This window comes from Paenibacillus sp. ALE2, from assembly GCF_054113385.1.
Window position 1 is genome coordinate 461,048 of the sequence record NZ_CM134213.1, and the last position, 23,608, is coordinate 484,655.

Genomic DNA, 23,608 nt, shown 5'->3' on the forward strand with positions numbered 1-23,608 from the left:
ATCCACCGCCTAGGAAGATGTATTATTTTTATAGTAGGCCATAATCTCATCCAAATCGTTAATTGAAAGATTCTCATCGCTCACATCTGCGGGAGTCCATTCCTTCTCCTTCTTTTCAGAGCAATGCTCAATAATTTCTAGCAAACGACTTTGCAAGAAATTTCCCAATTTTTGAATACTCGATTCAGCATATTCACGACTGCTATACTCGATCCCGAGGGTTAATATCCCCTGTTCGATACTGCCATTAATATCAAGCACAAATGGTGTCTCGGTCTCCTCACTTACTGTCCGGCCCGGAGAATACTTTGATTCGACAAATAAAGGCGCAACGGAGCCTGAATCAATCTGGCCGTGATAATTAAACCGGATTTCAGGTGCAAAATGTCCCTGATTAGTACTTTTCAAATCGTGTAGGGTCATATAATCCAGAATTCCGAAGTCAATGCCCTTATTAGGAACACGTCGCAACGCTTCCTTGGTCAGCTTAATTTGGTAAGCTAAATCTGCATTATGCTTCATATCCAGATGAATAGGATACATCGTAGTAAACCAGCCGACCGTTCTGGTTATATCTATATCATCAAAGATCTGTTCCCGTCCGTGTCCTTCCAGCAAAATGGTAAATCCATCATTATCAGTCCAGTCTCTCAATGCCAGTCCAAAGGCTGTCAACAGTAGATCGTTTACATTCGTACTATAAACCTTGTGTACATCCTTCTGCAGACGATCTGTTTGTTGCTTGGAAAGCCTTACGCTGCAGATTTTCAGGTCTTTCCCTCTTCTGTCAGCGACCGGGTAGTCTTTATGAAGCGGTTTACTGGCATGACGGATCACATTCTCCCAATAACGCTTGTAACGAGCTGGACGCGCACCCTTTGCATCATCACCCAGGCGATGGGTCCAGTCCTTCCATGAATGGGTCTTCGCCTGGAAGAGAATTTCTTCATTATTAAGCGCCTGCATATACCCTTGCTCCAAATCTTCCAATAGAATTCTCCAAGAAACTCCATCTACCACCAAATGATGAATCGCGAGTAATAAGTGATCACCTTGAGCCGTGTGAAACAACCCTGCTTGCACAAGTGGACCCTCTTCCAAATTCATACGCCGCTGAATCGCTTCGCTAAGGGTTTGGATTGCTTCTTCAATGGATGCCTCATGGCTTACATCCAGAACAGTAAGAGCATATGCCTTTCGATTCGTACCATGAATGACGGGAGTGATTCTGTCCGGACTCGCTGTATATGTCATTCGTAAGGCATCATGATGCTCTGTCAGCTTACACAACACCTGATCGACCAGTTCTTCCTTCCATCCCTTTTGGCTATACAACATAACAGCCTGGTTCCAATAGTTCGATTCCGTGAACTTTTGCTCAAAAAACCATCGTTGGATAGGCGATAACTCAGCCTCTCCTTCAATAATCCCTTGTTCGGCTTGAACACTGACTGCTCTTAGATCCGGAGTCAGGCTACCTATCGTTTGATGACGGAAAAGGTCCTTAATTTCCATACGATATCCGTGCTTACTTAGACGTGTGGAAATTTGAATAGCTTTAATTGAATCTCCGCCCAATTCAAAAAAGTTATGATTCGTTCCGATAGGAGCATAGCCAAGAACCTCTTGCCAGATTTCGGCCATCAACGCTTCAACCTCATTGGAAGGAGAAATATAATCTACCTCAATCGACAGACTGTGATCAGGCTCAGGCAAGGCTTTTCTGTCGATCTTACCGCTCGATAGATAAGGCATAGCTTCCATAGATACGATATAAGCAGGCACCATGTACTCGGGTAGAACTTCTTTAATACGAGCCTTTAATGCTTGTATATTGAACTCCTGGGCATGTTCAACATAGGCGCATAAATAACTTCCCCCAGAACGGTCATCACGAGCAAGCACTACTGCTGTCTGTACCCCTTCGTAGGCCAGTATTGCCGCTTCAATCTCACCCAGTTCGATCCGGTAGCCCCGAATTTTCACCTGATGGTCAATCCGACCCATATATTCAATGTTTCCATCCGGTAGCCATCTCGCCAAATCTCCCGTCCGGTACATCCGTCCCTCTGCCGCATAGGGGTCTTCTACGAACTTCTCCTCCGTCAGTTCTTTCCGATTCACATATCCTCGGGCTACGCAGTCCCCTCCAATATGCAGTTCGCCTGGTACGCCTATTGGCTGCAATCGGTCTTTATGGTCCAAAATATACAATTTCACGTTGTCAATCGGCTTCCCAATCGGAATACTCTCCGGTTCCTGGTCCGCAGGACAGTCGTAATACGCCACCTCTACCGTTGCTTCCGTCGGTCCATACAGGTTGTGCAGCGTAGCTCCTTCGGTCCCAAGCAAACGGTTAAATCGGCGGACATGCTCTGTCATCAACGCTTCCCCGCTGGCAAATACTCGCCGTACACTCCGCATTTTCCCGGCGCCTCCGCTGTGCTCGATATACTCCAGGAACGCTCCCAGCATGGATGGCACAAAATGGATTGCCGTTACCCCGTTGGCCTCCACCGTTTCGGCTATCGTTGCCGGGTCTTTCTCGCCTCCCGGCTCCAAAAAGCATACTGTCGCTCCCTGAATCGCCCACGAGAACAGCTCCCACAACGATACGTCAAAGGTGTAAGGCGTTTTTTGCAGGATCACATCCTCCGCTCCAAACGGAATTCGTTGTTCCATCCAGTGCAGCCGGTTGATCAGTGAAGCGTGCTCAATCATGACCCCCTTCGGCTTGCCAGTGGAGCCTGACGTATAGATCACGTACACCAAATCGCTCGAGCGGTTAACAGGTTCTGGGTTCTTCTCGCATTCTTCTCCTGTAAGCTCCATCCCCTCCACCAGCAAATCTTCGATAGCGATCAGCTCGCGGTCGGCTCCGTGCGGACGAAGGCGGTCCAACTGATCCCGCTGGGTCAGCAGGATAGATGCCCCGCTATCCTCCAGCATGAATCCCAGCCGTTCTTCTGGGTCCTCTGGATGTAACGGCAGATACGCCCCGCCTGCCTTCAAAATCCCCAGCAGGCCGACGATCATCTCCAGCGATCGATGAACTGCGATGCCCACCATCTGGTCGGGCCCGATCCCTTTCTTCCGCAGGACGTGAGCCACCCGATTCGCTTGGGCATTGAGCTCCCGGTACGTCAATTGCCGATCTTGGTATAGGGCTGCCGGATGTTCCGGTGTTCGCTCCACCTGCTCCTCAAACAATTGATGAATCGTCTTCTCCCTTGGATAAGGCGCAGCCGTCCCGTTGAATTTCTTCAAAATCACTTCTTTTTCTACCGTTGTTAATAAATCTGTATCACCTATCGTTTGTGTGCTATGAGCTACAAAAGACCTTAGCACCACCACCATATGATCCAAGAAGCGTTCGACAGTGTCCTTTTGGAACAAAGCACTGTTGTACTCCAAATTTAAATGAAGATAGCTGCCTGTTTCTTCCGCGCTCAAGGTTAAATCAAATCGGGAAACACCTGGATTGAACGGAAACGGTTTGAATTCCAACCCACTAGATTGTAGGGGTTGTCCTTTTGTATTTTGCATAACAAACATGGTGTCGAAGATCGGGCTTCGGCTCACATCTCTCCGCAGCGCAAGCTTTTCGGCCAATTGCTCAAAGGGATATTCCTGATGCTCAAAAGCAGATAAAACCGCTTCCTTAACTTCATCCAAAAAAGCAGAAAGACTCTTCTCCGATGAAGGGCTAGTACGCAGTGCCAACGTATTGACAAACATGCCGACGATCTTTTCCGTATCTGGATGTCTCCTCCCAGCAACCGGCGTACCGATGACAATGTCATCTTGTCGTGCATGCTTGGACAAAACAACGTTATATACAGCCAGTAAAATCATGAATAATGTACTTTGAGTTTCAGCTGCGAGTTTATGAAGTGGCTCTGTTATATCATCGCCCAGAATTCGAGATACCGTGTTACCTTCATAGCTTTGAATAGACGGTCTTGGAAAATCCGTTGGTAGCTCCAGTACAGGTGGCTCATTTTTAAAGATGTCCAGCCAGTAGGATTCCTGATCTTTAATAAATCCATGATTTACTTGCTCATTATGCCAGCTAGCATAATCTTTGTACTGAACGGATAGAGGCGGAAGTGCTTGTCCATCATACGATTTTACAAATTCATCCATAATAATAGACATAGAAACGCCATCCGAAATAATATGGTGCAAATCAACCAGCAGCATATTTTGGTTCTCTGTCAACGGAATCAGCTCGCCTCTTAATAAAGGGGCACGGCTCAGGTCAAACGGTTGGACGAATTCACTTAGCACCGTTTCTATTTGCTGTTCCTCTAAATCCTCTTTGCTGGTCAGACTATGAATCTTCAACTCAAATTCTACTTCGTCATGTACGCTTTGAACCGGCTCTCCGTTGATCCATGAAAATGAAGTGCGCAATGCTTCATGCCTGTGAATCAGAGTGGTGAATGCCATTTTCAACCGCTCCTGATCCAGATGGCCTTGAACAAGCATGACAGAAGGCATATTGTAAACCAGTTCCGCTCCTTCAAGTTGATGCAGTATCATCTGACGTCTTTGCGAGGAGGAAACCGGATAATAGGTTTGACCAGAAAGTAGAGCAATTTCGGTAAATGTACCTGCCCCTCTCCCGATGGTACGTTCAATGAGTTTGCTCATGCTTTCCACAGTTGGATACTCAAATATTTCACGCATAGGCAACTCGACCTGGAATTCTCGAATAATTTTCCCGATCAGTATTGTAGCCTTCAGCGAATGTCCACCCAGTTCAAAAAAATGGCTGTGTACACCTATTGGGCTCACATGCAGAATATCCTCCCACAAACGTACTAGACGAGTTTCTGTATCTGTACGAGGAGCTACAAACCCCTGCTCCCGAATCACATGATGGGGCTCAGGAAGCGCTCCTCGGTTCACCTTTCCATTAGTCGTAAGAGGTATCGCAGCAATCTGTATTAGATGAGCAGGTACCATATACAAGGGTAGAGACGCTTTCAAATAGGATCGTATTTCCTGTGTTAAGAGTTCACGGTCAGACACAATATAAGCGCATAAATACGTTTCGTCCTCTTGGTCTTTTCTAGATAGAACAACGGCCTCTCTGATGTCATGATGAGAGAGCAGGACCTTTTCGATTTCTCCAGTCTCAATACGATATCCACGAATTTTCACCTGATGGTCTGTTCTTCCGAGATACTCCACATTGCCGTCAGGAAGCCACTTTGCCAAGTCCCCTGTTTTATACATGCGCTCTCCGATAACGAAGGGACTATCTGTGAATCTTTCGTCCGTTAGATCAGGTTGATTAATGTAGCCTAGGGCTACTCCTGTACCAGCAATATAAAGTTCCCCCGGAATACCGACAGGAAGCAGTCTCCCCTCCTGATCCAAAATGTACAACCGGTTATTGTCAATCGGCTTACCGATTGGAATACTCTGCAAATCATCTCCATCCGGGCAATCAAACCATGTTGCATCCACTGTTGCCTCTGTTGGTCCGTATAAATTATGCAGAGTTGTGCCATTCGGCTTTCGAAGCAGAGTATTAAACCGTCTGGCTTGCTTTACTGTTAGTGCCTCCCCGCTAGCGAAAACTCGTTTAATACTGCTGAGTTTTCCCTCTGCTTGGTGCTGCTCAACATACTCCAAAAAAACAGACAACATGGAAGGTACAAAATGAAGGGTTGTAATTTTCTGCTCTGCCACCGTGTTCACCAGTAGCTTGGGATCCTTCTCCCCATCAGGTGGAAGAAAGTAGACTGAAGCTCCGGCTATAGCCCACCAAAATAGTTCCCATACAGAAACATCAAAGGTGTAAGGTGTTTTCTGTAAAATGGTATCGTCCACACCAATCGGATACTTTTTTTGCATCCAATGAAGTCGATTCACTATAGAGGTGTGACGAATCATAACCCCTTTAGGCTTACCTGTAGAACCGGAAGTATAAATTACGTAAGCTACATCCTCCGGCCCACTGTAAGGTTCAAGATTAGTTTTTTCAGTTGCCCAGTCTGCTCCGATCGCAAGCACGCTGATATTCTGTGAAAGATCCTTCAATGTAGATTGGATTTCCTGCTGCACCAGCAGGATGGAAGCTCCGCTGTTACCCGCTATATATTGAATTCGTTCCAGAGGATCCTCTGGATTGATTGGCAAGTAAGCCCCCCCTGCCTTAAGAATAGCCATGATCCCGACTAGCATCTCCGGTGAACGATAGGCTGCAATCCCAACAATCTGGCCAGTTTGCACCCCTTTCATCCTCAAGACGCGAGCCAATCGATTAGCCCGTTCGTTCAATTCCAGATAAGTTAACCGCCCATCAGCGAATGCTGCTGCCAAACGATTCGGCGTCAGTGCCGCCTGCTCTTCGAAAAGCTGTTGAATCGTTTGACTTTGAGGATACAAGGCATTTGTATCATTAAAATCTCGCAGGATTCTGTGTTTTTCCTCGCCAGAAAGCAAATCAATATTGTCCACATCCATGTGCGGATTAGAGACTACCTGTTCAGCTATTTGTTTTAGGTGCAGTTCAATTCTTTGAATATCTGAAGCTTGATAAGCAATACTGTTATAGCCGAACTTTACTTTCAATTCTTTACCAGGAATGACTCCAATATTAAAATCATAATTCGTTTGCTCAAAACCTTCGGTTTCCACAATTGAAACAAGCTGTTCTCCTTCTCCACCCGCAAGCTCTTCAGTAATTGGGTAGTTCTCGAACGCTATGATATGGTGGATCAAGCTCTTACCCAGTGGGGTTAGCATCTGGATATCAGCCAAGGATAGAAAATGGTACTTCCCCGATTCCATCATGTTCTGCTGAAATTGTTTGATTATCTGGGAAAATGTTTGTGCTTCTTTATGACAAATACGTACAGGAATCGTATTAATAAATAATCCAACCATTTTCTCCGACCCTTCCAACTCAGCTGGACGGCCGGAAACAACGGAACCAAATACCACATCCTTGGTGTCATTGTATCTTTGCAGCAACAGACCCCATATCCCGTGAAATACAGAACTTAAGGTTACCTGATTTTGCTGTGCTATCATTTCCAAACCACGGGTTAACTGCTCATCCAAGGTAAAAATATGGTTGTTCAGCTTGTAGCTTCCATCCTCAGTTGACTTGCTGCTAAGAGGTAAGCCACTTTGCTCTTCCACACCTGATAATTGTTGTTCCCAATAAGCAAGAGCTGTCTTCTTATTTTGCTGCCCTAACCAACTGATATATCGGCTATACGGAAATACTGCGTCCAATTCTGGCTTCTGCTTGATGGAATAAGCTCTGTAAATTTGGAATAGATCCTTCGCAATGGTACCAATACACCAGCCATCCATAATGATGTGATGAAAGCTCAGAACCATTTTGCAGCTTGTGTCACTTAATGCAAGAACACTTATCCGAATAAGGAGATCTTTTTCAAGATCAAAACGCATTTTCCGATCATTAATCGTAAAATTATCAACATATAAACGTTGTTCTGCTTCATTTAATTCAGTAATGTCTCTATAATCAATCGTTGCTTCTTTATTAGCCAGCACGACTTGTAACGGTTGGTCTGTTTCTTTATAAACAAACACAGTCCGTAACACATCATAACGGTCAATCAGGGTTTGGAAGCTTTCCTTCAGCGTTTCTGCATTCAACCGTTCATTTAAGGTAATGACCGTTTGATCAAAATATGCTTCTGAGTGCTCGTCTAAAATGGAGTGATATAGAAGCCCCTCCTGCATGGGTGTCAATGGATAAATGTTTTGAATGAGTGCGTTTCTCATACGGCTCACCACTTTGCTACAAGTTTAGTTTGTTACTTAAGAGTTGGGACAGGTTCTGAAACTCATCGATTGACAACTTGTCATAGAGAAAATCAGTTGGACTTTGTTCCGTTACTTGTTTGCTGCAGCAATGGTCGATTAGATTCGTCAAATGTTTTTGGAATAAAAATAATAGTTGTTCAATGGTTTGTTGCTGGTATTCTTGCTTGTTATAGTTGCATGTAATAATTAATTGTTCGCTTTCATTAATAATGCAGTTGATATCTAACGCTACAGATCTTTCCGTGAAGGGACTAGCCTCTTCTCCAGAGGAAAATTTAGAAAGTGTAAATACATCTGTATCTAGTTCCGTATCAAAACGCCCCATATAATTAAAGGCAATTTCAGGAGCGGCCTGAAATGCAGTCACACCAGACTCATTCACTTGAGCATAGTTTAATACCCCATACCCAAAGCCCTTGTTCGGTATCCTTCTAAGGCTGTCTTTAATGTTCTTAATCTGATATGAGAGATCATGCGCATTGTCCACTTCCAGTAAAAATGGATACATTGTTGTGAACCAGCCAACAGTTCTGGAAATGTTCATTTCCTGAAACACTTCTTCTCGCCCATGCCCTTCAAGATAGATCAACACACGAGACTGCTGAGTCCATTCTTTGATACTTAATCCAAGAGCAGTGAGCAAAATGTCATTAATTTCAGTATTGTAGGCCTGGTGCACCTGTCTTAACAATTTGCTAGTGTTCTCATTATCAAGTGATACACTTACATTTTCACTATCACGCAACATGTTGGTTTCATAGGAGCTGTCTTTAGGCAACGCTCCAGACTGCGTTTGCTCCAGCTGTGTCCAGTATTCCAGTTCCTGCGCCAGCTCCTCGCTTGTTGCATATTGGCTTATTTCTTGTGCCCATGAGCGGTAAGAATCCGTTTTGTCTGGCAAGTGTAGTGCTGTCCCCTGCTGATATTGCTGATAAAGGGACGTAAAATCTTGTAAAATAATTCTCCACGAAACCCCATCAACTACCAGGTGATGAACCGCAATGAGCAGGTGATCCCCTTCAGCAGTCCGGAATAATCCAAGCTTCATTAAAGGACCGGTGGTGAGATCGAAACTACTTTGAATAGCCGTCGCTTCTTGCTCAATCCATGCTTCTGCTGGTAGACCTTCAGGCAGTGATTTTATCGTCAAGGATAGTGGTTGATTGTTTAGTCCTTCATTGTATTGAACGATGCGATCTTCTCTCTGACAGAATGTCATCCTTAAGGCATCATGATGTTTAACAATGCAGTCAAATGCAGCCATAATCCCTTGCTCATCAAAACCGTCTTCAGAAAATAGCATGACGGACTGATTAAAATGCTGAGGACTTACCTTCTGTAGATGGAAGAATCGCTGCTGTATTGGCGTTAAAGGCAGCTCTCCCTCAATGGCTTCCTGACTAATCTTCCGACGGATCACCTTAACGAATGGGCTCAATTGTCTAATCTGAGGGTACAAAAATAATTCTTTAATGCTTAGCTTGTAGCCATGCGTGTTCAAACGTGAGACGATTTGCAGACCCTTAATAGAGTCTCCTCCCAAATCAAAGAAGTTGTGAGTCGCACTTACGCCTGTTACGGCAAGCACTTCCTCCCATATGTGGGCCAGCAATACTTCAGTCTCACCTGTTGGTTCCACATACTCTACTTCTAAGGCACCGCTCCAGTCAGGTTCAGGTAATGCTTTACGGTTAATCTTTCCGCCTGGTGTTATGGGAATCATGTCAAGCGGAACATACACCGAAGGTATCATGTAATCAGGAAGCTCCTTAGCCAACTGTATTTTGATACGATCCGTATCTACTGGATTAGCTGATACCACATAAGCGCATAAATAAGAACTTCCCTTATTTTCTTTGACCATCACGACAGTTTCCTGAATATCAGCTATGCCTAAAAGATGATATTCAATTTCACTAAGTTCAATCCTGTACCCACGAATTTTGACCTGAAAATCGGATCTACCCAGGAATGCAATATTACCGTCAGGCAAGTATTTAGCTAAATCCCCCGTTTTATAGAGCTTTTCATAGCCAGGCATTGAATAAGGATTATCTATAAAGCTGGCCTTCGTTTTGATCGGATCATTCAAATATCCAATCCCAAGTGGTGTACCTGCAATATACATTTCTCCTGTGATTCCTACGGGAACCCTCTTTAGTCCAGAGTCCAATATATAAATCTTGGTATTGGCAATTGGCTTTCCGATCGGAATTCTGTCTTCATCTCCTGTCACTCGATAAGCAACACAGCCAATACTTGCCTCCGTTGGACCATACAGGTTCGTGATTTGAACATGAGGAAAAATGGTTAAAAACGTATGAACTGTCGATGGCGTAATTTCCTCACCACCAAGAATAACTTGTTGAAGAGAATCCAATTGCTTAGTTCGAGTTGAATTTTGATCTAACTGGTTGACAATAGCATTAAATACGGATGGAACGAAGTCTGTAAAAGAAATACGCTCCTGTTCAATAATATTTGTCATGTACGTAGCATCCACTGTCATGCCTGTTTCCGGCAAAACAGTTGTGCCACCGTTCATTAATGGCCAGAACAATTGCCAGACCGCGCTGTCGTATACATGATGAGTCGTCTGGAGAACACTTTGTGCAGCCGATGTTCCAAAATAGTCATTCATCCATAGAAAACGATTGGTGATTCCTTTATGGGCAGCAATAACTCCTTTTGGTTTGCCGGTTGAACCCGAAGTGAAGATGACATAGATTGGTGATTCCATATCTACATCTACTACCGGGTTACTGATAGCGTTACTCCTCTTTTCGACTACAGAGCAGTCTATAGCTAGATACTCTCCAGCATTTATTTCTGAACTGATAGGAGTACTTGAATTGACCAATAGGATAGAACTTCCCAAATCCTGCAGGGCGCTCTGTAAGCGATCAATAGGCCACTCTGTATCAAGAGGCGAAAAAGCAGCCCCTGTTTTCATAACAGCCAGTATGGATACTACCAGTTCCAGGCTCCGTTCCATGAGTATAGGTACATAACTTCCAAGTCCAATTCCTTTAGCCAACAAATCGCCTGCTATCGCATTCGCCTGATCATTTAATTCCTTATAGGTCAGCACCTGATCTTGATAGATAACGGCTCTAGCATCAGGTTTTTTGCCAGCCTGCTCCTCAATATAATGATGTATAGGTCTCGGCTGTGGATAAGCTATATCAGTGCTGTTATAACGCTCCTCTATAGCAGCCGCTTCTGTTGCGCTTAGGAGATTAATATCAGTCAATGCCATATCAGCGTTTTGGACTATTTCCTCTAATACATTTAGGTAATGCTCGACGAGAAGCTCAATGGTTTCTTTTTTATACAGTTTTGTACTGTACTCAAATTCTAGATGAACTCTCCCAGCCTTTTGTTCGGCATTCAGTACAAGATCGAATTTGGAAATCCCCGTTTTGAACGGATATAACTCAAAGTAAAGGTTATCAGCTTGCCACTGCTGTGCATCCGTGTTCATAAAGGAGAACATCGTGTCAAATAACGGATTTCGACTCAAGTCTCTCTTGATGGACAGCTTATCAACCAGTTCGGCAAATGAATACGATTGATTTTGCAGAGCTTGTAGCGTGTTTTCTTTTACTTCGTTCAAAAAGGTTTTGAAGCTCTTATGACTAGCCGGATGGTTCCGAATGGCCAGTGTATTAACGAATAACCCTACGATCCCATTAGTATCTGCATGCGTTCGTCCAGACGTTGGAATACCAATTACGACATCTTCTTGTCCCGCATATTTCCCCAACAGCACATTATAGGCAGCAAATAAGAGCATAAAGAGAGTGCTATCTGTTTGAAGACAAGTGAGGTTCAACTGTTCTACAAGCTTTTCGGACAGCTCAATTTTCACCATATCTCCAACAAAACTCTGCAATTGTGGGCGCTGATAGTCTGTAGGTAGATCTAGAACGGGCAGTTCTCCCTTATATTGCTCAAGCCAATATTGTTCCTGCTTTGCATGAATTTCTGTATTCGATCTGAGCCAAGCAGAGTAATCTTTGTATTGAAGCGGTAAAACGGGCAGTTCTTCTCCCTTGTACAGCTTGTTCCATTCGTTAATAATGGTGTCGATAGAAGTACCGTCGGCTATCAAATGGTGCATATCAATAAGAAGCATACATTTATCCCGATCCATTTGAAGAAGCTCCGCCCGCAATAGTGGGGCTTTACCAACATCAAAAGGCCGTATGAAATTACGAATCAATGTATCTATACCCTTTGTCGTAATATCACCAGCAGCCCGGGCAAAGCCAAGTTCAAAGCTTACCTCTGGTTGTACAAATTGCACCGCTCTATCATCCACATATCCGAACGAGGTCCGAAATGCTTCGTGCCGAGCTAATAATTGCTCAAAGGTATGCTCCACTCTTCTTCGATCTACATGACCTTCGATCATCAATGCTGCCGACATGTTGTAAGCCACACCCGTCTCATCCAGCGGTAGCACGGCCAACAATCTGGATTGTGCTGGAGAAACCTCATAATAAGCTTCCTCAGTCACTGCCTCAATTCGTCGATAATCTGTTGGCTTGGCAGCAAGTATTTTCTTGGAGAGTGCTTCGATTGTTGGTGCCCCAAATATATCTTGAGTCGAAATTTCGATATGAAAGACCTCGTTGATTTTCGCAGTCAACAGGGTAGCTTTCATCGAGTGCCCACCTATTTCAAAAAAATGATCGTGTATACCAATCGGCGAAATCTCCAGCAGATCCTGCCACATTTCGATCAATAGCTGCTCCGTTTCATTATTGGGCCCAACGTGTTGTAATTCTTTGTTGAGATGACCACCTGGTTCAGGCAATGCACTTTTACTAACTTTACCATTTGCTGTCAGCGGCATCGCATCCAACAAAATTACATGGGCTGGTACCATATAGTGAGGCAGGCTTGACGACAAATAGTCTTTCAAAATATCTACTGTAACTGATTCCCGCAAAACGGCATAAGCGCATAAATACGGATTGTCATCTGTTCCTTTAATCACTACTGCTGCCTCTTTTACCGCTCTGTGAGCCAACAATGTGCTTTCAATTTCACCTGGCTCAATCCGGTAGCCTCTGATTTTAACTTGTTGATCTGCTCGGCCAAGATACTCTAGCGTTCCGTCAGGTAACCATCTCGCCAAATCTCCTGTTCTGTAGAGCTTCATATTGTCCAAATAAGGATGCGGGATAAATTTCTGCGCCGTAAGCTCAGGACGATTACGATATTCTCGCGCAATTCCTTTACTCCAAATACACAATTCTCCTGGAAGTCCTATTGGTCGCAACTGCAAGTATTGATCCAGAATGAGAACACCCGTATTTGGAATCGGCTTTCCAATACACCCTACTTCTTCAGGCCCCATATCTCGTAACATCGTTGTAACTACGCTATTTTCTGTTGGGCCATATTCATTGAACAATTGAATGCCGGGATGTTTGGCTTGGCTGGCTTCTACCAACCGTTTCGTTGCTTTCTCACCGCCTAACGTTACAACCTTGAGAGACATGGCTTCATCTGGGGTCAGACCCTCTATAACAGACATGTACATGGAAGGAGTACACACGAGATGTGTAATATGACTTGATAAAATTAAGGTCTTCAGAGCCGATAATTCACTCAATTCCTCATTCGTAGGCAGCACCACCGTACTTCCAGACAACAGCGGAGTAAAAAAGGCACCCACAAAAGCATCAAATGAGCTAGACAGCAATGGCAGGATACGGTCTGTTGCTTCTAGTGCGTATTCATTTATTCTCCAAGATAACGTATTTAATATCGCTCGATGCTCAATACAAACTCCTTTAGGAGTACCGGTTGATCCCGATGTATAGATCACATATGCCAAATGACTTGAATCCGATTCCCACTTGGAAGACAACTTGCTTTCTGTTTTATACCACTCATCATCGTCCATATTTAGGACTAAGCCTTCATAAGTAGTAGCATTGTAATTAGATGAGTCATTCAACAACAAGAGCGGAGCCCCGCTATCCTCAAGCATAAAGTGAATTCGTTCTTCTGGATAAGAACTGTCGATTGGAAGATAGGCACCACCAGCTTTTAAAATAGCCAACATACCCACGGCCAAATCTAATGAACGGCCCGCCATTAATCCGACTACAGTTTCTGCCCCTACTCCCCGCTTCATTAATGCCCTCGCCAGCTGATTTGATTTCTCGTTCAGCTCTTTATAAGTAATCACATGTCCCTGATGAACTACAGCTACATGATTGGGACTTTTGAGGGCTTGCTCTTCGAATTGCAAGTGCAGCGTTTCTTGTTTCTTCACTATCAATGAAGAGGGCGGATCAAAAGTGTTAAAGCCGTGTATTAGCTGTAACTTCTCTTCCTCAGGTAACCATTCCAACTTCCCAATCTCGCTCCAAGGTTGTTCCAAAATGGAGCGTAGTATTTGTATATAGAGACTAGCAAGGCGATCAATCGTTTCTGATCGGAACAATTGGGTACAATAATTGAAGCGTAAGGCTAGCCCCTCCTGCCATTCGTCAGCACTTAGTACCAAATCGAATTGGGAAATTCCTGGATTGAATTCACTTGGATGAAATTTTACTCCATTGGCTTCAAGCGAACTCATTTCAAAATTCTGCATGACAAACATCGTATCAAACAAAGGATTGCGTCCTTGGTCACGACGGATATCCAGTCTCTCAATCAATGCTTCAAAAGGATAGTCTTGATAATCCATAGCTCGTAGAGTCGTTTCTTTGACCTCTTGCAAAAATGAATGAAAACTACGCTGAGGAGACGGACGGTTCCGCAAAGCTAACGTGTTGACAAACATCCCCATCATCGTTTCCGTGTCCGGATGCTGACGCCCTGCCACCGCTGTTCCTACAATAATATCTTCCTGACCCGTATACTTTGCGAGCAGTATATTATAAGCCGCAAGCAGGATCATAAAAGCTGTAGTCCCCGTATTTTTGGCAAGCTTCTTTAATTCTTCTGTCATCGCTGAAGTGATGTTATACGACAATACAGCCCCTTCGTAACTTTGATGTAATGGTCTAGGGAAGTCCGTAGGCATTGCCAGTATAGGTAATTCTCCGTTCAAAACATTTTTCCAATAATGTTCCTGTTCAAACAAACGATTACTGGTATACTGTTCCTTTTGCCATGCAACAAAATCTTTATATTGAATTTGGATCGGAGCTAAAATTTCACTCCGGTACAGTTGTACGAGTTCATTAAGGAAAATGGATAACGAAAGCCCATCTGCAATACTATGATGCATATCCATGACCAACATATGTTTATTAGCCTCAAAGCGAAACAATTCTGCTCTGAAAAGTGGCCATTGGCGCAGATCAAACGGACGGACAAACAAGCGACTCATCTCGTCTGCATCTTTCTCCAATATTTCTGTGACTTTGATTTCAAAAGTCGGCTCATCATGAATAACTTGTACAATTTCGCCATCCACGATATTAAAAGAAGTACGAAATGATTCATGACGCCGGATCAAATCCAGGCAAGCCTTCTGAAGACGAGGGATATCTAGATCCCCATCAATACGCACCTGACCCGTAATATTGTAGGCTGTACCTATCCCCATATCCTGTAAGACAAACATACGCCTTTGGGCATCTGATACTGCATAATGCGTACATTCTTCGAGCTTTTTAATAGAAACGGGTGTTCCTTGTTTGGCTCCTTCGATCACCTTGGCCAAGGTCGAAACTGTCGGTGAATGGAAAAGTACATTCAAAGGGATTCGTTTGCCAAACTCTTGATGAACTCTGGTAAGCAAGAGAGTCGCCTTCAACGAATCTCCTCCTAGATCAAAGAAATTGTCATCAGATCTAACACGATTCAATCCCAGTACCGTTTCCCAAATTTCTCCTACTTTTCTCTCCGTGCTACTAACTGCCTCAACAGGTTCTTTGCTAACAACTTGTTTCATAGTAGAAAGCTGCGACAAGTCTACATACCCTTGCGAATTTAAGGGCATGTTTTTAAGCTGAACGATCTGTTGAGGTACCCATTGGTCTTGCAAATGATTTCGCAATTGCTTGCGTAGGACTTCCTCTATTCCATCATCAGGACTCGTAACATAGGCAACCAAATGTGTGTCTGCTCTGCCGTCTGTGCTCTGGGCTATCACTTGGCATTCACTAATCTGTGGAATAGAGGTAATAAATCGTTCAAGCTGTTCAGTATATATGGCATGTCCTTTTATATAGGCTCGCTTCTGAACAGGTCCCAACAATCGCAATTCACCGTTTGCGGTTCGCAAAGCCAGGATTCCTGTCGGTAAATATTCTAAATTTTCGGAAGGCGATTCGTTTTCCTGTACTACATGCAATTCCCCGATCGTCCCGACAGGCGCAGGTTGCAGATAATGATCCAGTAAATAGATGGCTCTTGGTGAATCATTGTCCGTAATGTCGCTGGATTCGAGTTCCACATAGTCCCTGTAGTTTCTAGCCCCATATTTCAGTTCATCCTGATTTAAGAGTGAGATATCTACAGAATCCCGTTCCTGCCCATCAGCAATCGTGTTAAGGATGTGTAAAAAGTACTCTGCCCAAATCTGCATTGTTTCTGATGCGGCCAAGCTAGCTTTAATATCAAAATCAAACCAAAGCTCTCCTTCAACCTCCATCACATTGAGAAACATGTCATATTTGGAGTACAGGATCGGTGTCGGTATCAATTCAACATCCAATCCATGAAAATGAAAATTCTGCATCGGTCGATCCATGTTGAAGATGACATTCATTTCAGGTATCAGTATGTTTTCAATACGCTCAATCAGATCAGCAAAAGAGTAGTTTTGAAGCGGTTCGACTTCCTGCATGACTCGCTTAACTTGTGTCATATACTTAAATAATGATTCTTTGCTGGTAATATGGCTCACAATCGGCAGCATATTAACACAGTTTCCGATCAAATTAACTTGTTCCATTCTAGACTGACCAGAGGTAGGAATGCCTACTACTATCGTGGTGTTTCCCGTTAAGCGGTGCAGAAATACTTTATATGCTGTCAAAAGTGTGACAAACAGACTGTTACCCGCTTTAATACTAAGTTTTTTCAATTTTCTCGTCAGCGTACTGTCTGCCCGAATATTTATTCTTCTTCCACTATACGCTGGTTTCTTCATACCACCGTCCTCTGACGGAATGTCCATGGCGACAGAGACGGAATCCAATGTCTGTGTCCAGTAAGAAACTGCCTCACTCACTCCTGCACGCTCTAGTTCCAACTGTTGCCAAGCTTGAAATTCCCTGAATTTTGGCGGTACAGGCAGCTTGACTATATTTTCTCCTTTGCAGAAAGAAGTGTAGACTTGCTCCCATTCACGGATAAACACTGCCATTGACCAACCATCCGCAATAATATGATGAAACGTGAATACTACAATATGTTCATCCGGTTTTAAACGTAAAATGTAAGTTCGGAACAATGGTTCTTTGGACGTCAGATCAAACGTTCTTTTCCCCTCTTCCTCAAACCATTGCTTGACCTTTTCTTCATGCTCTGATGGAGGAAATTCTGAGAAATCATTCAGTGAGATGACCACATTCACATTCTCAAGAACATGCTGTTCTTCACCATCGGGGTCAACAACCGTCCGTAGCGACTCATGCCGATTCACAATTGTCTGTACTGAACGTTTTACAGTATCAAGCTGCAGTTGACCCTGCATTCGCAATGCTGCTATTTCGTTGAATGCAGTAGATGAATCACTTCTGGATTGCGTAGCAAACCAAATTTGCTGCTGCTCCTTTGTTAAAGGGAACGATGAGGATTCGAGGGGAACCACATCATTTTTTCGGCTTCCATTTCCATCTGGTGATGGCGTATGGTCAGGTAGGAATCCCCCTTTTCTCAATTCCTCCACACTTTCCTTTACAGCCTGTGTAATTTGTTGAAGGTCTCCATCTGTATGAGAAGTCGATAAAAAGCAATTGCGACCTTCCCATATGTAAATTCCCTTGTCAATCAGCAGATGGAAAAAGAGCTCAATGTCGCCAAACGAAACAAACCGGAATAATGAGCCATAGTTCACCATGTGGATAGGCACACTATTTTGCTTAAAATAAGTATTCAGCTCTGCTACCCATTCGTTGGTTCTTCGGTTCAGTTGTTCCTGAAGATTCGGCCCTTCAGACTTCAAATATTTCAAAGTGGCTAGAGCCGTATGCATGGTCAGCGGATGTGTACAGAAAGTACCACCTACGAACGTTTTAATATTCGTGTTTTCTGGATAGGAGTTATCTCCGAACGACCACACACCTCCATCTACGGTGTCCATAAATTCTGAGCTTCCGGCGACTATGCCAACAGGCATACCTCCGCCCGCCACTTTTCCGTAAGTAACTAAATCAGCTTTAATTCCAAACCAGGCTTGAGCACCTCCTGGATGAATTCTAAATCCTGTGATTACTTCATCAAAAATAAGTGCCGTTCCCGAATGTGCTGTTATTTCGCGAATTTGCTCCAAGAACTCCTTTGGTTGCAAATCCGGTCTTCGACTCTGTACAGGCTCCACCAATACGGCGGCAAGTTCATGTGCATAATGTTTGATAGCTTTTATAGAATCCGGGTGATTATAAGGGAGTACAATTACATCCTCCATCATGCTCGAAGGGATTCCCGGTGCCATGGGCAAAGCCTCTCCCCCGCTTGAGTTCGGATCAGACACGGCAAGTACACCATCGAATGTTCCATGATAAGAACCAGCAAATAGTACTATTTTGGAGCGTCCTGTAGCTGCTCTAGCCAAACGTAAAGCGACCATAACAGCTTCTGACCCCGAATTGTAAAAGGCAACCCGCTCCACACCTGTCAGCTCGCTAATCAAGGCAGCAACCTCACCTGCTGTATTCGACATAGGGCCGATCGAAGGCGTACGGTCGTGCACATTGCTCCGTAAAGTATCGGTTAGCCAAGCTGGATTATGACCCAATAAATGAACCCCGAAGCCCATAGTTAGATCAATGTACTCGTTCCCATCCACATCCCATATCCTTGAACCCGAAGCGCTCTCTGAAATGATAGGATATACAATTTCTTTCCAATAGGATCGAAACCCAGACACATGACGATTATTAGCATGAACCAGTCGACTTTCCTGTGTGTATTTCTTGGACCCAAGGGTTCGTTGAGTATATCGTTTAATAAAACGCTGTAAGAAATCATTTTGCCGCGTACTGTATCCACTTTCCTCACCGATCAGTAGAGGTTGATAGGGTACAAAGGGTTTGGATTCAGTAGTTGGATTCACTTTAATTGTAGAAGTGATGGGCACGTCAGTTGCCACAACATGCAGAGATGTAGGTTGAACACTGACTGTGTCTTTGTTTGTGGTTAACGGTGCTGCCTGAATAGTTCCTCCTTGACCGCTACTAAGCATCTCCAGTTGTTTGGTCAACACTTGAGTAAGTCCCAGCTGTTGGTTGTTCAGTAATTCAATTTGTTGAGAGAGTAACTTTTCCAGGCCACCCAACTCGGACGAAAACTTTGCAGCAACCGTATTTTCCGGATTGACTTCTGTACGATCATCGACCGTATTTAGAGCATCCGTAGCCGCAACTGATTGGGTGGTATATGTCAAATCTGAAATAAACGTTGTTAGACGATCCAGGTTTGTGACACTTTCAAAAAAGTGGTTCATGGGAACATCCACATTAAATTGTTCTCTAATTTCTTTTTGAACTTGAACTAGCATAATTGAATCCAAGCCCATTTCTAGAAAATGCATCTGCTCATCCAGTTGTTCCACCGTAAAACCAGAAACTTTACTGATTACATCTTTTAATACTTTGGAAATATTCGCTGTGTAGTCGATCTGATCTGTAGCTTGCAGCTCTTTTGGATACGCGGACTCCATACGTCTCTCCTCCCTGCCTACGTTACTTATCTGCACTACTTTTGGAGTAAACCAGCAACGATTTCGTTCAAAAGGGTACAAAGGCAGCGACTGGATTATTTTGATCTCATCCGTATAAAGCGCTTTCCACGGAATAGCCATACCTTTGACATACAGTTCACCCAATTGGCGTAGAGCGTGAATATCTGTATGTGCACTTGCTCTAATAGCTGTAATCAATCGACCTACCGTATCATCTTTTTCCCGTTTATGATCAACGCTCTGTTTCTGAGAACCTATATACATATCAGGTACATTCTCTTGTTGGTTCCCGGAAGTCCATCGCTCCAACTTGTGTAATAAATCTTCTAGGCTGGAAGTGATAACTGCTAATTTATGTTCCATATGAGCTCTGCCGATATGTGTGGTATAGCACATCTGCTCCAAGGAAACCGCTGGATTTAGGCGTAAATAGTCCACATATTCCTCAACCAAATGATGCAGGCTTCGCTCATTTTTTGCAGAAACCGTAAAAAGATGAACACCATCCGGCGTGTTTACAGATTCCTCATGTGTTCGCGTTTCTATAAACTCCTCCATAACAACATGAGCATTGGTTCCACTGAAACCAAAAGAACTTACTCCGCAGCGAAGTGGGGCATCATTTGAACTTAAATCTGCTACTTCTGTCGTCAAATAAAACGGCGACAATTCAAAATTAATACGGGCGCTAGGTTTCTTAAAATGAACCAACGGAGGATTCTTCCTCGTTTGCAGCATCAGAACTGCTTTAATAAGACTGGATACTCCTGCTGCTTCAAATAAGTGACCAATATTGGGTTTGACGGAACCGATTGCACAAAATTGTTTTTTGTCCGTATATTTTTCAAAAGCTTGTGTCAATCCCGCGATCTCAATAGGGTCCCCCAGTTTAGTTCCCGTTCCATGAGCTTCGATAAATGACAGAGTTTCCGGGTGAATAGCCGCATCATTCCAAGCCGCCTCCACCACTTCTGCCTGTGCGGAAGGACTAGGCGCAGTAATTCCTACCGTTGTACCATCCTGATTCACCGCACTTCCTTTAATCACTGCATAAATACGGTCTCCGTCTTGCAAAGCTTGATCGAGAGGCTTCAACAGAACCGCTGCAACCCCTTCTCCTACACCTGTCCCATCCGCTTCTGCATCAAAGGTACGAGCTCTGTAATTTGGCGATTCCATATCTAGTCCCAGCTTCACTGGTAATAGCATCGTTCGGATTCCTCCGGCAATCGCCATCTTGCAATCCCCCGTCGCTAACGCCTTACAAGCCATATGAATCGCGACAAGTGAAGAGGAGCACGCCGTATCCACTGTTACTGCTGGACCTTTTAAATTAAGAAAGTAAGAAATTCGACTTGCTAGTACTGACGGTAAATTTCCAACAATATACTGATGAAATTTGTCCGGTTCTCCTTTAGAGAGCATCCGCTCATAATCGTAGCCCACTTTTGAGAAGCCGACGTAAACTCCTACCTTTTGTCCATGAATCCGATCTCCTGCATAACCCCCATCTTCAAGTGCATGCCATGCGGTCTGAAGGAACAATCTCTGATTAGGGTCCATATAGCTAGCTTCCACAGGACTCAGCTTGAAGAACGCATAATCAAATTTATCAATTTCTTCTAAGAAGCCGCCTTCTATAAACTCTTCTGCTCCCTTCCTTTGATCCACAACTGATAAATAATCGATGGCGTCTTGCTTACGTTGAGAGCTTAAGTTCCCGATACAGTCATCGCCTTGGACAATATGATCCCAATACTGTGACACAGATGAAGAACCAGGTAAGTCCAAAGAGAGCCCAATAATAGCCACGTCCTTGCTATGATTGTGATCCGTATCATCCGTAGGAATATGCTGTTGTTCAGAATCAGTAGGGCTCGCTAAAAATTCTGCCAAGTGAGCTATTGAGGGATGATCAAACAAATCGGTAACTGCAAGCTTAATCCCCAGCTGATTTTCAATTTTGTCTGTAATCTGAACCAGTTGTAGGGAATTGGCTCCTAAATCAAAATAGCTGTCTCTCGTATCAACCTCTTCCCTAAGTAATACCTCGCAGCAAATATCGTGAAGTACTTTTTCGATCTCAAACGAAAGTGTAGGCAATTTTTGATTTTTGTTTTCTTGCTCCATAATCCCTTTTAAAACTAATGAAGTCTCCTGATAATGTCCCGCTTCATACTGAGCCGCAAGCTTATACCTCTGCAACTTCCCACTGGTCGTTTTGGGCATTTGCTTAATAGGTATAATATCGTGAACCGCCCATCCTCCATGACGATACAAATGTTTTTTTAATTGAGTTGCAATTGGAGAAAATTTTTCTATCGTCTTTTTGGATACGACAAATACCACAATTTCCTCTGATTCCATCTCATTAACACGAACTCCACACGCCGCCACACGATTAAGTTCGACTCCTTCTACTTCCTCAGCGATACGCTCGATGTCATGAGGGTAAACATTCTGTCCATTTACAAATATGATATCCTTTGCTCTCCCTGTGACGACTAATTGACCTTCACGGAAGAACCCCAGATCGCCAGTTCTCACCCATCCGTCTAGCGTCAAAAGTTTGGATGTCGAATTCTCGTTGTTATAGTATCCCTTTGTAACATTTTCACCTTTGATTTGTATATGCCCAATAACGCGATCTGCGACTTCCTCATCCTCGTCATTGCATATTCTGATTTCACAATAATCTAACGACTGACCGACTACAACAAATGGCAGAGCATTATGAAAAGTCTTGTCTACCTCCAAGACAGACTCTCCAATGTTTAAGTGCTTACGATCAACATAAACGGTTATATAGTCAGCATCAATTGGCGGGATAGCAACTCCAACCGATGCTTCTGCTAAACCATATGATGCTCGCATACTCGTTCTTTTTAATCCAAAAGGAGCTAATGTCTCAAGAAATGCGTCACATAATTCAGTAGAGATAGGTTCAGCACCATTGATGATGGTACGGATCTTGGACAGATTCCAGTTCATTGCTTTTTCGGGTTTGAAAAATTGCATGAAATACTTATATCCGAAGTTTGGCGAAGATATAATGCTTACTTGATGTTCACTAGCTTTTTTTATCCAAAGTACTGGCTGACGAATGAACAGCGAAGTCGGCATAATGTACTGATTCACTCCAGCAACTAATGGGGTAATATGATTGTAAATTAAACCCATATCATGGGTTAGAGGCATCCACTGCAAGAACGAATCTTGCTCTGTGACGACCGTCCTATTTATAATTCCACTTGTGTTATGAATGAGATTATGATGTGTAAGGATGACTCCCTTAGGATCACCTGTGGAACCGGAGGAAAACTGAATAAATGCTATATCCTCCAATTGAGGGGTGTGTATCTTTGCAAAGGATTGCTTAGGTTGTTCATGGTCTTGAAGAAGTAATTGATGACGATGGCGGATATTTTCGAATAGGTTATTCTGATTGGTTTTCAAGGTATATTTCTCAAGGTCTTTTAATATTTTGGGCTCGATGAGTAAAAAAGGATCGTTAAGAACATCCCAGATTTTAAAAAGCTTCATTCTATGCTCATCATTGTTACCGATGCTGACAGGTACCGGGATCATACCACCAAGAATGCAAGCCCAAAACGCTTTCACAAAATGACGATTATTTTCTATTTGAAATACGATTTCCTGTCCCTGCTTCACTCCTGCATTCTGAAGATTCTCCAGAAACGCTAGAGCTTCCCAATATAAATCTTTATAAGTAAGTGTTGTTTCGTTGTGATCCGACTCAATAAAGGTTATAAATTTATGGTCACTCTTTCCCCGTTCTGTAATAACATCAACCAGGGTTTTGAACCTTTTTGTATACATGCTATTCCCCCCGTATATCGTAAGATTTATTAGCTTCCAGTTAATAAATTTACAATTTCCAACATC

Annotated in this window: 2 protein-coding genes; both read right to left on the reverse strand. The window is 43.5% G+C overall.

The genetic code is table 11. The features are described 5' to 3' along the window. Nucleotides 1–9: 9 nt before the first annotated feature. A complete protein-coding gene (locus ACXHJ1_RS01860; protein ID WP_457905500.1) occupies nt 10–7,776 on the reverse strand; it encodes an amino acid adenylation domain-containing protein in 7,767 nt (2,588 codons plus the stop codon). A gap of 16 nt (nt 7,777–7,792) precedes the next feature. Beyond that, nucleotides 7,793–23,542, reverse strand: a complete 15,750-nt coding sequence (locus ACXHJ1_RS01865; RefSeq protein WP_457905501.1) for an amino acid adenylation domain-containing protein — start codon at nt 23,540–23,542, stop codon at nt 7,793–7,795. Between the last annotated feature and the right edge of the window lie 66 nt (nt 23,543–23,608).